Below are 12,943 nucleotides of genomic sequence, written 5' to 3' on the forward strand. Positions count from 1 at the left end.
CTGCCCCGATGCTACCCGCACCGACGGACAAAAAAAGGATGCCCGCAGGCATCTTTTTTTATCACTTCAGACGGTTCACCTTCATCGGCTGCGGTACGCCGTTAATCAGGGCGAACATCCAGCAGGCGCGACGTGACGTGTTACTGCGGTCGCCGCCGTCAGGCACTCGCCCGCGTCCAGCGCCCAGGCAGCCGTAAACACGCCCAAGCCAATGCGGTTGCGTGGCGACGATTTTGTGAGCTACACCATTAATTCGTAGGGTGTGTGCCGCAGGCACGCACGCGTTGCCGATGTCAAATCCCCGCGTGCGTGTCGGCTACGCCGCCACACACCCTACGCCAGGTTTCGTCCTGCGGGAGAGGGGTTTTTCAATGGTAAACAGCGCCTGGCGCGGCGAGTATTGCCTTGCCTTTCATAGTGTTACCCCGCATTCCGTCAACAGCGCCGCCACCGCTGCCAGCCCCTGCGCGTCGCTGTCGTCAAAGGCGGCGAGCGTTTCCGCGTCCGCGTCCAGTACCGCCCACACCTTGCCGTCCGCATCATGCAGTGGCACGACGATTTCCGATTGCGAACGTGAGGAGCAGGCGATGTGGCCGGGGTGGGCGTTCACGTCCGGCACGACGATGGTGCGGTTTTGCGCCCACGCCTGGCCGCAGACGCCACGGCCACGCGCGATGCGGGTGCAGGCCAGCGGCCCCTGAAAGGCGCTCAGCACCAGTTCCTCACCGGCAACGCGGTAGAAACCGACCCAGAGCCAGCCGAAGGCTTCCTTCAGTACGGCGGCGGTGTTGGCGAGATTGGCGACGGCATCGCTTTCGTCTGCCAGCACCGCGCGCAGTTGCGGCAGGAGCTGGGCGTAGCGTGCCGCCTTGTCGGCGGCGGTCAGATGGATTTCGTGCATGGTCAGTTCGATTTCGGGCTGGCGGCGCTACCGGCGAGCAGGCCGCCGTCGATGTTGTACTCGCTGCCGGTGATGTAGGTCGCTTCATCGGAGGCGAGCAGCACGGCGAGCGCGGCAACTTCTTCGACACGACCCAAACGGCGCACGGGAATGGCGCGTGCCATTTCGGCGAGGCGTTCCGGCCGTTGCGCTTCCGTGCCGCCGAGCATCGGCCACCACATCGGCGTGTCAATCGCCGCCGGGTGGATGGAATTGCAACGAATCGCCAGCCCCTGCTGCGCGCAGTAGAGGGCGACGCTCTTGGTGTGGTTGCGAATCGCCGCCTTGCTCGCCGCATAGGCGGCGGCGGTCGGGATGCCAACCAGGCCGGAGCGCGAGGAAATGTTGATGATGGAGCCTTTTCCTTGTGGGCGCATCGCGCCGATGGCGTAGCGGCAGCCGAGGAAAGTGCCATCGAGGTTGGTGTTGAGCACCGCGTGCCAGTCGGCGAGCGAGACGTGTTCGGGGTCGTGGGCGGGGCTGGTTTCAATGCCGGTGATGCCGGCGTTATTGACGAGAATATCGAGCGTGCGGTGGTCGGCGGCGAGGGTTTGCAGCGCCGCTTCCCAGTCGCGCTCCTCACGCACATCGAGCGGCAAATAGCGGGCGTTGGCGCCGATGTCGGCGGCGACGCGCTCGCCGTCGGTGTGGTTGATGTCGCTCAAATAGACAAACGCGCCTTCGGATGCGAAAGCGCGGGCGATGGCTTCGCCGATACCACGGGCGGCACCGGTGACGAGGGCAGTTTTTCCAGCAAGTCTGGACATGGGATTGCTCTGGTTATGAAAGGAGACGGCATTATAGCGCTGGCGATTGACGGCATCGCCGCGCCGCTCATAGAATCGCCGCATGGCCAACGGCAAACGCGCAGCGCGCTTGTGCGAGGGCGATATTGCAACACTGATGCGGCCATCCGCTGCATTTCCTTTTTTCATTGACCCAGGAGTTGCCATGACTGCCAAAATTTATCCGACAAAAAGCTATCTCGACCCTGCTGAACGCGAAGCGCTCTTGCGCGAAGGCGGGATGGATACTGTCTGTCTTGCCGAATCACATGAAGCGGATCATGCAGGTGATGAGGAAATGGCCTGGGCATGGCTCACCTGCGCCAAACTCTCAACCGGCTCATTAAAATCGCTGAAACGCTGGTATGGCGCCGATTTCATTCGCACGCGCGGCTTTGATACCAGCAATGCCGATGCGGATTTGGGGCCGGACTGGCTGAATCGGCTCTAATCTGCATTCCCTCTTTTTATTTACCTAAGGAGCTGCCATGACAACCAAAATTTACCCGACAAAAAGCTATCTCGACCCCGCTGAGCGTGAAGCACTCTTTCGTGAAAGTGGCATGGATACCGTTTGTGCGGCGGAATCACAAAGCGCACGCGAGGCAGGTGATATTGAAACGGCCTGGGATTGGCTGGCGTGCGCCAAATTGCCTACCGGCTCATTAAAATCCCTGAAACGCTGGTATGGCGCCGATTTCATTCGCGCGCGCGGCTTTGATACCAGCAATGCCGATGCGGATTTGGGGCCGGGCTGGCTGGATGCACCCTGATGAGCAAGCCATTAACCACGATACAAATACTCTTTGAAGAAGAAATATTCATCAAAGGTATGCGCCAAACGTCTGCGGGACGCGCCCTTTCAGAAACCAGAAAAAAACTGCTGCATCACATCAGGGGAATCACAAAAACGGGCGATGCCCCTTTGATGATTGCCACCGAACTCGCCATCCTGCAAAACGATTTCGACCGCTATGCCAACAGCCGCGCGATGGAATCCAGCCTGCAAAGTGCCATCAACGAAATGGAAGTCATCCGGCGGCACTTTGCCATTATCCACACCCCGGCGTATGCGGCGGTCAATGCCGCCTTCAGCCTGCCCAAAAACCGGCAAAAGGGACTGCCACTGGACGAGGCGCGGCAATCCTTCCGCAGCCATTACGCCCGCCTCGCCAATCTCGACAAATCCCGCCTCGATGACGATGAAAAGGAAATTATTGACGCGCGGCAGGAAATGTTTGGCGTGGCGCAGGAGATTTATATCAGTTGTCAGTTGCAGGTTTTGGGAATAACGCAGGAAGTATTATGAGTAGTACGGACGATTTTGATGAGGACAATGCGTATAAAAATGTACAGGCAGGAGAAATTCTGTTACATCTTGCCTGTTTGTTTTCGCCTGTTTTGGCAGCATTTCTTTTGTACGGCATTTCGCAGTTGCCGTTGCCGCAATTTGTAACCCAGACACTGGCTTTTACCATTATTTGTCTGTTGTTTGTTATGACTGCATACGCATTTTATCTTGCCTTGCAGCGCGAAGGCGTGCTTGCCAACGGGTTTATTGCAGTACTGTTAATATTTATCTTGTTTATTGGATTTGCGCAGAATAGACCAAACGATACCATATTATTATTGTTTGCGGGTGCCACAATATTGCTTTCAGTCTGTGGACTCTTTGGCCTGCTCGGCAATCTTTCAGGAATAGTAAAACTGTTAATCCTCGCGCTGGTCGTGATTATTATTATCCTGCCCGCCGGATTCTTTTATTGGGCTTTCCTTGAAATACTCGCAGACATCTTTTCAATCCGCATATAAACCACCATGAGCATCTACGCCCTTAAACCCAAATTCCAAAACCTGCTGCGGCCGCTGGTGCGTCGCCTCCATGCAAGCGGCACGACCGCCAATCAGGTAACAGTCTTCGCCTGCGCCATTTCCATCGCGCTGGGTATCACCCTCGCGTGCTTTCCCACCCACGCGGCGCTGTTCCTGCTCTTGCCGCTGTGGTTTTTCCTGCGCATGGCGCTGAACGCGATGGACGGAATGCTCGCGCGCGAGTTCGGGCAGAGAACCGCGCTCGGCGGCTACCTCAACGAAATCACCGACGTCGTCGCCGATGCCGCGCTGTATCTGCCCTTTGCCTTTGTCGCGCCGTTTGACGCGCTTTCCGTCGGCGTTTTCATCTACCTCGCCGCGCTGACCGAATTTTGCGGCGTCCTCGGCGCGGTACACGGCAACGGCCGCCGTTACGACGGCCCGCTCGGCAAAAGCGACCGCGCCTTTGCCATCGGCTGCATCGCCTTTTACTACGCGCTGGCGGGCGACCTGCCCGACTGGCTCAACACCACCCTGTGGCTGCTGAACATCCTCCTCGCCGCGACCTGCGTCCGGCGCATCCGCAACGGTCTCAACCGGAGAATCCCATGACCGAACAGCAAAAAACCTTCACCACCAGCGACGGCACCGAACTCTTCTACCGCTACCGCCCGGCGAAAGACGGCAGCACGGACAAAGCCATCGTCCTCTTCCATCGCGGCCACGAACACTCTGGCCGGCTGATGTATCTCGCCGACGAACTCGGCCTTGACGACTTCGCCTTCTTCGCCTGGGACGCGCGCGGCCACGGCAACAGCCCCGGCGCACGCGGCGACTCGCCCGGCATTGCCACCAGCGTCGCCGACATCCAGGACTTCATGCACCACATCGCGCACCACTACCACATCGCCCCGGAAAACACCGCCGTCATCGCGCAAAGCGTCGGCGCGGTGCTGGTCGCCACCTGGCTGCACGACTACGCCCCGCCCATCCGCTGCGCCGTGCTCGCCTCGCCCGCCTTCAGCGTCAAACTCTACGTTCCCTTCGCCCGCTCCGGCCTGAAACTGCTGCACAAACTGCGCGGCAACTTCTTTGTGAACAGCTACGTCAAGGCGCACTACCTCACCCACGACACCGCGCGCCAAGAAGACTTCAAACGCGACCCGCTCATCGTCCGCCCCATCTCGGTACGCATCCTGCTTGGCCTCTACGACACCGCCGAACGCATCGTCGCCGACGCGCAGGCCATCACCACCCCGCTGTTGCTGCTCATCTCCGGCGACGACAAAGTCGTCCATCACCAGCCACAACACGACTTCTACAACCACCTCGGCAGCCACTACAAAGCGCGCCACATCCTGCCCGGCTTCTACCACGACACCCTCGGCGAGGCCGAACGCGAGCGCGCCTTCGCCCTCATCCGCCCCTTCATCCGCGCACGCTTCGCCGCGCCATATCAGGCGGTGGACATGACCGGCGCGCATCTGGCAAGCGCCAGCCGCGTTGAGGCGGACGAACTGGCGACACCCTTGCCGCGCCTCAGCCTGCGCGGCCTGTGGTGGGCGCTCTACCGCGCCGGAATGCGCCTCGGCGCACGCTGGAGCGAAGGCCTGCGCATCGGCCAGGAAACCGGCTACGACAGCGGCAGCACCCTCGACTACGTCTATCAAAACGAGCCGCGTGGCAGCAATTTCATCGGCAAACTCTACGACCGTCACTACCTGAACGCCATCGGCTGGCGTGGCATCCGCCAGCGCAAAAAAAACATCGGCAAAGCCATCGCGCTCGCCACCACCCTGTTGCACAAGGCGGACAAACCGGTACACGTCCTCGACATCGCCTCCGGGCATGGCCGCTACATCTTGGACGCCCTGAACGAACACGTCCGCGCTGACAGCATCCGCCTGCGCGACTACAGCCCGATTAACGTCGCCGCCGGACGCGAACTCATCGCCGCGCGCGGCCTCGAAGCCATCGCCACCTTCGACGAAGTCAACGCCTTCGACCGCGCCAACTACCAGCACCTCGACCCGCGGCCTACACTGGGCATCGTCTCCGGCCTGCACGAACTCTTCGCCGACAACGACCTCATCCAGCACTCGCTCGACGGCTTCGGCGACGCGATAGACGCGGGCGGCTACCTCATCTACACCGGCCAACCCTGGCATCCGCAACTGGAAATGATCGCCCGCGCGCTGACCAGCCACAAGGCGGGCAGCCCGGACTGGGTGATGCGCCGCCGCAGCCAGCAGGAAATGGACCAGCTCGTGGCAAAAGCGGGCTTTGAAAAAATCCACCAATGGATCGACGAATACGGCATCTTCACCGTCAGCCTGGCACGGAAGAAATAAACGCCATCCGTCGCAGGGGGTGTTTGCAATTTGAAAAACCCCCTCCCCTGCAGGGCGAAGCCCGCAGCGGGGGAGGGTTGGGGAGGGGGTGAGCGATATTATTGATGAGCCGAAATTCCAATTTTTCAATTGCTTGTTGCCCTCACCCCCAACTCCTCTCCCAGAGAGAGGTGCTTATCCGCCGAATTGCAAACAGCACCTAGGGTGAGGCTTGCCCCACCGTCAAAGCCGATGCGCCGTCATAGCGCGCTTTCCAAGCGGTGATTTTGTGCGAAATACGGTGTCAATGCTTGACCCGAAAAAGCCCCGCTCCCCGTGGGACAAGCATTGCTTGCGAAGCAAGAGAGAGGGGGCGGGATAAACATTTCCGCGATTAACGAAGTTTGGAAGGATGTCTCACGAACGTAGGAGCCGTAGGGGCGATTAGCGAGGAACGCGCGTAACCGCCCGCAGAATAGTTCGGGCGGTGACGGAACAAAGTCTCCCGGGCGTGTGCCGCAGGCAGGCGGTTTTTTATTCCCCCAACCCTGCTACCGTGCCGTTGACGACAACAGCAGGTGTTGCAGGGCGGCGACATCATGCACCAGCGCATCCGGGCGGGCGGCGGCGAGGGTGGTCGCGTCATGTGCGCCCCAAGTGACGGCGCAGGTTTGGACGCCTGCGGCGCGTCCTGCCTCGATGTCGGTGGTGGCATCGCCGATGTAAATGGCGCTGGCGGCGGGGCGATCAAGCCGGGCGAGGGCGCGGGTGATACCGTCGGGATGCGGTTTGTAGTGGGCGACGTCGTCCGAGCCGATGAAGACGTCAATCTGCGCGCTGATGCCGAGCGCATCGCAGTTGGCGCGGAGAATGGCGCCTTTTTTGCTGCTGATGATGCCGGTTTGCCGCTCCTGCGCCCGGAGCGCGGCGAGCAGTCCGGCGATGCCGGGATACAGGCGGATGTGCGTGTTGGCGGCGGCAGCGTAGTGCTGGCGAAAGGTGGCGAGCAAGGTGGCGAAGGCCGCGTCATCCAGCGCGGTAGCGCCAAGCGTGCGGAAACAGCGCTCAATCGGGATGCCCATTTGCTGCACGATGGCGGCATCGGGCGGCACGGGCAGCTGATGGTCGCGGAACGCCTGTTGAGTGGCGATGATGGCGCATGAAGCGCTGTCGGCGAGGGTGCCGTCAAAATCAAACAGAATGGTATGTAGTGGCATGACTTTTCTCCTTCGTAGCATTTTCCGCCGCAGTGTATGCCAGCCGCCGGATACCTTCACAACTTGTAGCCAAACAGCTGATTTCACAAAAACCTTCACCCCCGCCACCATCAAAAAACCTGCATCCGCCCTTGCCCCGAATCAACCGCAAAAGCGTCGCCAATCCCTTACAATACCGCCATCCGCCAAACCCGCAACCATGCGCCCAAAACCGTGCAACACAGCTACTTCTACATCATCCTCTCGACCGTCCTGGTCAACAACTTCGTCCTCTCACAATTCCTCGGCCTCTGCCCGTTCATGGGCGTATCGCGCAAAATCGACACCGCCCTCGGCATGGGACTTGCCACCGCCTTCGTCCTCACCCTCTCCGCCGTCAGCGCCTACCTGCTCGACACCTACCTCCTCGAACCCTTCGGCCTGCGCTACCTGCGCACCATCGGCTTCATCGTCGCCATCGCCGTCCTCGTCGGCCTCACCGAAATGTTCATCGCCAAGACTAGCCCGGTACTGCACCGCCTCCTCGGCGTGTACCTGCCGCTGATTACCACCAACTGCGCCGTCCTCGGCGTCGCACTTCTGAACGCCAACCAGCAGCACAACCTGCTCCAGTCCGCGCTTTACGGCCTCGGCGCCGCCGTCGGCTTCACCCTCGTCCTCATCATCTTCGCCGCCCTGCGCGAACGCCTTGACGCCGCCGACGTCCCCGCGCCCTTCAAAGGCACACCTGCCGCGCTGATGACCGCGGGCATCCTCGCCATCGCCTTCATGGGATTCGGCGGATGGGCATGACCGCGCTGGCGCTCACCGGCGCCCTGCTGATGCTGCTCGGCATCGTCGCCCTCTGCGGCCTGCTGCTCGGCTACTTCGCGCAAAAATACAAAATCGAAGGCGACCCGCTCGTCGAAAAAATCGACGCCATCCTGCCACAAACCCAATGCGGCCAATGCGGCTACCCCGGCTGCAAACCCTACGCCCAGGCCATCGCCAAAGGCGAGGCGGACATCAACCAATGCCCGCCGGGCGGCCAAGAAGGCGTCGAAAAACTGGCCGAACTGCTCGGCGTCGAGCCCAAACCACTCAACGCCGACAACGGCGCCGAAACCCCGCCGCAAGTGGCGTTTATCATCGAAGACTGGTGCATCGGCTGCACCAAATGCATCAAAGCCTGCCCGGTCGATGCCATCCTTGGCAGCAACCAAAAAATGCACACCATCATCAGCGACGAATGCACCGGCTGCCGCCTCTGCGTTGACCCCTGTCCGGTGAACTGCATCATCATGAAACCGCGCGAACCCAAATGGAACTGGGACAAACCGCAAGACCCCAACCACCCATGATCAAACAACTCCTCGCCCGCCTGCTGCCGCAAAAAAACCACTTCCACGGCGGCCTGCACATCACCCCGCCGCGCCACAAAAGCATGAGTACCGCCGCGCCCAGCCGCGCCGCCGCACTCAGCGCCGAATACGCCATCAGCCTGCGCCAGCGCGACGGCAGCGCCTATCTCGCCAAAGTCGCGCCCGGCGCGCGCGTACTGCGCGGCCAACTCCTCGCCGAACCCGTCAATAGCCAAGACGCGCCCGTACACGCCCCCACCTCCGGCACCATCCGCGCCATCGAACCGCGCCCGGAAATGCACCCGGCAAACCAGCCCGTGCCGCACCTCATCCTCGACAGCGACGGCAAAGACGAAGCCGTCCCACCCCTGCCCACACTCGACCCCGAAACCACCGACGCCGATACCCTGCGCGAACGCATCGCCGCCTGCGGCATCGTCGGCCTTGGCGGCGCAGGATTTCCCACCGCGCGCAAACTCGGCCATCCGGCAAACACCCTCGTCATCAACGCCGCCGAATGCGAACCCTACATCACCTGCGACGACCTACAAATCCGCGAAAACGCCACCGACATCATCCACGGCGCACAAATCGCCGCCAAAATCCTCGGTGCCGAACACATCCACTTCGGCATCGAAGACGACAAACCCCAAGCCATCGCCGCCTTGGAGCGCGCCGCCGCCGACATCGCTGACCCACGCATCAAAATCAGCAGCGTCCCCACCCGCTACCCTTCCGGCAACGCGCGCCAACTCTTTGAATTACTGCTCGGCGTGCGCGTCCCCGCCGACCAGCACGCCAGCGACTACGGCCTCATCTGCCACAACAGCGGCACCATGAAAGCCGTGTACGACGCCGTCATCCGTGGCGAACCGCTGACCGAACGCTACACCACCATCAGCGGCGAAGGCGTCAAACAGCCACAAGTACTGCGCATCCGCACCGGCGCACCAGCACGCGACCTCATCGCCCAGGCAGGCGGCGAAACCGGCGACAACCGCTACATCATCGGCGGGCCAATGATGGGCTACGAAATCGCGAGCGCCGACACCCCGCTCCAAAAAACCGGCAACAGCCTGCTCCTCCTGCCCGCGATAGCGCCTGCCGAAGAAAGCCCGTGCATCCGCTGCTCACGCTGCGCCGACGCCTGCCCGATGGAACTCCTGCCGCAACAACTCCTCTGGTACAGCCAAAGCGACGAACACAAACGCCTCAAACAATACCGCCTCTTCGACTGCATCGAATGCGGCATCTGCGCCGCCGTCTGCCCGTCGGCCATCCCGCTCGTCCAATACTACCGCCACAGCAAAGGCGCCATCCGCGCCGCCGACGAAAAAGCCCGCGCCGCCGAACACGCGCGCACCCGCCACGAAGCACGCACCGCCCGCCTTGAGCGCGAAGCGGCAGAACGACAAGCCCAGATGGACGCCCGCCGCGCCAAACTGCAACAAAACCCCGCCGCCGACAAACCGGAACGCTACACCCCGGCCAAACCCGCCGCTGCCGCTTCCCCCACAATGATGCCCCCTCCCCCCGTGGAGGGCAGCCGACAAAGCAGCGCAGCTTCCGACGACAAAACCGCCGCTATCGAAGCGGCGAAAGCCCGTGCCGCTGCGCGCCGTGCCGAACGCCTTGCTGCCCAAAACGAAAAAACCGAAACATCCACCGCTCCCACTTCCCGCACCGAAGTACTCCCTCCCTCGCAGGACGCGCTAGCGTCCGCAGCGGGGGAGGGCTGGGGTGGGGGTAGCGATCTTCATTTCGGCACCAACGTTGAAACGTCCACTAACGACAAAACCGCCGCCATCGAAGCGGCGAAAGCCCGCGCCGCCGCACGCCGTACCGAACGCCTCGCCGCGCAAAACAGCGAAACAGCCGCCCCGCACCAACTCCCGCCCGACCCCGGCAAAACCACCGCCATCGAAGCGGCGAAAGCCCGTGCCGCCGCCCGCCGTGCCGAACGCCTTGCCGCGCAAAACGAAAAAACCGGAACCTCCTCCGCCCCCACTTCCCGAACCGAAGTACTCCCTCCCTCGCAGGACGCGCCAGCGTCCGCAGCGGGGGAGGGCAGGGGAGGGGGTAGCGCGCTCTATTCCTCCACCAACGCCGAAACGTCCGCCGACGTTGACCCCGTCCCGCACCAGTTGCCGTCCGACCCCGGCAAAACTGCCGCCATCGAAGCGGCGAAAGCCCGTGCGGCCGCACGCAAAGCGGCACGTCTCGCCCAACAGCCGTTAAACCAGGAAACATCGGTGCAGCATCCATTAACTCCACCCCACCCCTCCCCCACAGGGGGAGGGAGCCTATCCGTTGCAGAATCACCAACGGCTGCCGCTTCCCCCGCCGCTCTGCCCCCCTCCCCCTGTGGGGGAGGGGACAGGGGTGGGGTTCGTCCGCATACCGCCGATGCGAATACCGCAACAGACGCAGGTCGGCCATTTATGGCCGACAACAACAACGTCGGGCATGAATGCCCGACCTACGACCCGGCTAAAATCGACCCCGCCCCGCACCAACTCCCGCCCGACCCCGGCAAAACCGCCGCCATCGAAGCCGCCAAAGCTCGCGCGGCAGCGCGCAAAGCGGCGCGTCTCGCCCAACAGCCGTTAAACCAGGAAACATCGGCGCAGAATCCATTAACCCCTCCCCACCCCTCCCCCTGTGGGGGAGGGGATGGGGGTGGGGTTCGTCCGCATACCGCCGATGCGAATACCGCAACAGACGCAGGTCGGCCATTTATGGCCGACAACAACAACGTCGGGCATGAATGCCCGACCTACGACCCGGTTACAACCGACCCCGCCCCGCACCAGCTCCCGCCCGACCCCGGCAAAACCGCCGCCATCGAAGCGGCCAAAGCCCGTGCCGCCGCACGCAAAGCGGCACGTCTCGCCCAACAGCCGTTAAACCAAGAAATATCGGCGCAGCATCCATTAACCCCACCCCAGCTTTCTCGCACTACGCGCGAGCTGTCCCAGTCCCCCACAGGGGGAGGGAGCGCACCCGTTGCAGAACCGCCAACGGCGGCCGCTTTCCCCGCCGATCTGCCCCCCTCCCCCCGTGGGGGAGGGGACAGGGGTGGGGTTCGCCCGCATACCGCCGATGCGAATACCGCAACAGACGCAGGTCAGCCATTTATGGCCGACAACAACAACGTCGGGCATGAATGCCCGACCTACGACCCGGTTACAACCGATCCCGCCCCGCACCAGTTGCCGTCCGACCCCGGCAAAACTGCCGCCATCGAAGCGGCGAAAGCCCGTGCGGCCGCACGCAAAGCGGCACGTCTCGCCCAACAGCCGTTAAACGAAAAAACATCGGCGCAGCATCCATTAACCCCACCCCACCCCTCCCCCACAGGGGGAGGGAGCCTATCCGTTGCAGAACCGCCAACGGCCACCCCGCACCCGGAAAACAACAAACAACCAGAAACACCCATGAACCCAAACGATACCGAACAAGAAAAACAATCCCGCGACGCCAAACTCGCCGCCGCCCGCGCCAAAAGCGCCGAACGCCGCATCGCCCACGCCAAACTCAAGCAGCATATGCGCGACACCGCCGTGCCCATCCGCCCGCAGCCGGACGACCGCAAATGACCCCGTCCACCTCGCCCTATCTGCACACCGCGCCGCCGTTGCGGCGCGTCATGCTGCAAGTCGCCGCCGCGACCCTGCCCGGTATCCTCGTCCTCGTCTGCTGGCAGGGCAGCCGCTGGCTTGGCCAACTGGCACTCGCCATCACCGCCGCCTACGCCCTCGAAGCCGCCGTCCTCTGGCTGCGGCGCAAACCCTACGCCCCGTTGCGCGACGGCAGCGTGCTGGTAACGGCCGTGCTGCTGGCGTTGTCGCTGCCGGTGCTGGCGCCGTGGTGGCTGCCGCTTATTGGCACCGTCTTCGCCGTCCTCTTGGGCAAACACCTCTACGGCGGCCTCGGCCAAAACCCGTTCAACCCGGCGATGGTCGGCTTTGCCGTGCTGCTCATCAGCTTCCCCGCGCAAATGAGCGGGATGCCCGCCGCGCCCGTGTCGCTTTTCGCCGTGGATGCCACCAGCGCCGCCACCCTGCTCGACCACAGCCGCATCCTGCGCATCGCCGGTGAGCCGCTTGCCGCACTCTACCCGCCGTGGCAACAACAACTGCTCAACCTCGCCTGGCTCGCGGGCGGCATCTGGCTGACCATTACCCGCGCCGCTGACTGGCGCCTGCTCGCCTCCACCCTGACGGGTGCCATCGCCGCCGCCATCATTTTTTGGCTGGCGATGCCGCTCGCGCTCAACCCCTACAGCCAGCTGATGAGCGGCGCGCTTATCTTCGGCGCCTGCTTTATCGCCACCGACCCCGTCACCGCTGCGACCACGCCGCGCGGCCGCTGGCTCTACGGCATCCTCGTCGGCGCGCTTACCGTCGCCATCCGCAACCTCGGCAACTTCCCCGACGGCGTCGCCTTCGCCATCCTCATCGCCAACGGCCTGGTGCCGCTGATAGACCCACTCACCCAACCGCGTTACCGCTAAACC

13 protein-coding genes are annotated in these 12,943 nt (G+C 62.7%); 10 read left to right on the forward strand and 3 right to left on the reverse strand.

Translation table 11 applies throughout. The annotated features are described in order from the left end of the window. Window positions 1-412: 412 nt before the first annotated feature. Window positions 413-901 carry a GAF domain-containing protein gene (locus ACO54Z_RS10860; protein ID WP_485997024.1) on the reverse strand — a complete coding sequence of 163 codons (489 nt, stop codon included), beginning with the start codon at window positions 899-901 and terminating at the stop codon, window positions 413-415. A gap of 2 nt (window positions 902-903) precedes the next feature. Beyond that, window positions 904-1,707: an SDR family oxidoreductase gene (locus ACO54Z_RS10865; protein WP_485997025.1), complete on the reverse strand. Its 804-nt coding sequence runs from the start codon at window positions 1,705-1,707 to the stop codon at window positions 904-906. Between the two features lie 82 nt (window positions 1,708-1,789). Here ACO54Z_RS10865 and ACO54Z_RS10870 point away from each other — a divergent pair, with 82 nt between their 5' ends. The 6 genes from ACO54Z_RS10870 (at window position 1,790) to ACO54Z_RS10895 (ending at window position 5,888) form a co-directional block, all read left to right on the forward strand. Beyond that, on the forward strand, window positions 1,790-2,176 hold the full coding sequence (locus tag ACO54Z_RS10870; protein ID WP_485997026.1) for a hypothetical protein: 387 nt from the start codon (window positions 1,790-1,792) through the stop codon (window positions 2,174-2,176). A gap of 37 nt (window positions 2,177-2,213) precedes the next feature. Continuing rightward, window positions 2,214-2,498, forward strand: coding sequence for a hypothetical protein (locus ACO54Z_RS10875; RefSeq protein ID WP_485997027.1), 285 nt, complete (start codon window positions 2,214-2,216; stop codon window positions 2,496-2,498). A 155-nt stretch (window positions 2,499-2,653) separates the two neighbouring features. Then, complete coding sequence (locus ACO54Z_RS10880) at window positions 2,654-3,034, forward strand: hypothetical protein (RefSeq protein ID WP_485997028.1); 381 nt, start codon at window positions 2,654-2,656, stop codon at window positions 3,032-3,034. Next, entirely contained in the window at window positions 3,031-3,537 is a 507-nt protein-coding gene (locus ACO54Z_RS10885; RefSeq protein ID WP_485997029.1) for a hypothetical protein, read from the forward strand. Before ACO54Z_RS10880 ends, ACO54Z_RS10885 begins: the two co-directional genes overlap by 4 nt. Window positions 3,538-3,543: 6 nt before the next feature. After that, on the forward strand, window positions 3,544-4,149 hold the full coding sequence (locus ACO54Z_RS10890; protein WP_485997030.1) for a CDP-alcohol phosphatidyltransferase family protein: 606 nt from the start codon (window positions 3,544-3,546) through the stop codon (window positions 4,147-4,149). Then, entirely contained in the window at window positions 4,146-5,888 is a 1,743-nt protein-coding gene (locus ACO54Z_RS10895) for a bifunctional alpha/beta hydrolase/class I SAM-dependent methyltransferase (RefSeq protein WP_485997031.1), read from the forward strand. The genes ACO54Z_RS10890 and ACO54Z_RS10895 overlap by 4 nt, the downstream gene beginning before the upstream one ends. 530 nt (window positions 5,889-6,418) lie before the next feature. On the opposite strand, the gene ACO54Z_RS10900 is transcribed toward ACO54Z_RS10895, so the two are convergent. Further along, complete coding sequence (locus ACO54Z_RS10900; protein WP_485997032.1) at window positions 6,419-7,084, reverse strand: HAD family hydrolase; 666 nt, start codon at window positions 7,082-7,084, stop codon at window positions 6,419-6,421. 213 nt (window positions 7,085-7,297) lie between these two features. On the opposite strand from ACO54Z_RS10900, the gene rsxA reads away from it, so the two are divergent. From rsxA to ACO54Z_RS10920, 4 genes are read left to right on the forward strand one after another with little or no spacing between them, the layout of a single operon-like run. Next, window positions 7,298-7,876, forward strand: a complete 579-nt coding sequence (rsxA, locus tag ACO54Z_RS10905) for an electron transport complex subunit RsxA (protein ID WP_485997033.1) — start codon at window positions 7,298-7,300, stop codon at window positions 7,874-7,876. Continuing rightward, complete coding sequence (rsxB, locus tag ACO54Z_RS10910; protein WP_485997034.1) at window positions 7,867-8,424, forward strand: electron transport complex subunit RsxB; 558 nt, start codon at window positions 7,867-7,869, stop codon at window positions 8,422-8,424. Before rsxA ends, rsxB begins: the two co-directional genes overlap by 10 nt. Further along, complete coding sequence (rsxC, locus tag ACO54Z_RS10915) at window positions 8,421-12,023, forward strand: electron transport complex subunit RsxC (RefSeq protein ID WP_485997035.1); 3,603 nt, start codon at window positions 8,421-8,423, stop codon at window positions 12,021-12,023. Before rsxB ends, rsxC begins: the two co-directional genes overlap by 4 nt. Then, window positions 12,020-12,940 (forward strand): RnfABCDGE type electron transport complex subunit D, encoded by a 921-nt coding sequence (locus tag ACO54Z_RS10920; RefSeq protein ID WP_485997036.1) that lies wholly within the window; start codon window positions 12,020-12,022, stop codon window positions 12,938-12,940. Before rsxC ends, ACO54Z_RS10920 begins: the two co-directional genes overlap by 4 nt. Window positions 12,941-12,943 lie beyond the last annotated feature (3 nt).

Source organism: Cardiobacterium sp., from assembly GCF_057314735.1.

Excerpts from the sequence above, each read along its gene's own strand:
- ACO54Z_RS10860 (WP_485997024.1), bottom strand. The coding sequence starts at position 901 with ATGCACGAAATCCATCTGACCGCCGCCGACAAGGCGGCACGCTACGCC.
- rsxC (WP_485997035.1), top strand. The coding sequence starts at position 8,421 with ATGATCAAACAACTCCTCGCCCGCCTGCTGCCGCAAAAAAACCACTTC.
- ACO54Z_RS10870 (WP_485997026.1), top strand. The coding sequence starts at position 1,790 with ATGGCCAACGGCAAACGCGCAGCGCGCTTGTGCGAGGGCGATATTGCA.
- ACO54Z_RS10900 (WP_485997032.1), bottom strand. The coding sequence starts at position 7,084 with ATGCCACTACATACCATTCTGTTTGATTTTGACGGCACCCTCGCCGAC.
- rsxB (WP_485997034.1), top strand. The coding sequence starts at position 7,867 with ATGGGCATGACCGCGCTGGCGCTCACCGGCGCCCTGCTGATGCTGCTC.
- ACO54Z_RS10865 (WP_485997025.1), bottom strand. The coding sequence starts at position 1,707 with ATGTCCAGACTTGCTGGAAAAACTGCCCTCGTCACCGGTGCCGCCCGT.
- ACO54Z_RS10875 (WP_485997027.1), top strand. The coding sequence starts at position 2,214 with ATGACAACCAAAATTTACCCGACAAAAAGCTATCTCGACCCCGCTGAG.
- ACO54Z_RS10885 (WP_485997029.1), top strand. The coding sequence starts at position 3,031 with ATGAGTAGTACGGACGATTTTGATGAGGACAATGCGTATAAAAATGTA.
- ACO54Z_RS10890 (WP_485997030.1), top strand. The coding sequence starts at position 3,544 with ATGAGCATCTACGCCCTTAAACCCAAATTCCAAAACCTGCTGCGGCCG.
- ACO54Z_RS10920 (WP_485997036.1), top strand. The coding sequence starts at position 12,020 with ATGACCCCGTCCACCTCGCCCTATCTGCACACCGCGCCGCCGTTGCGG.
- ACO54Z_RS10880 (WP_485997028.1), top strand. The coding sequence starts at position 2,654 with ATGATTGCCACCGAACTCGCCATCCTGCAAAACGATTTCGACCGCTAT.
- ACO54Z_RS10895 (WP_485997031.1), top strand. The coding sequence starts at position 4,146 with ATGACCGAACAGCAAAAAACCTTCACCACCAGCGACGGCACCGAACTC.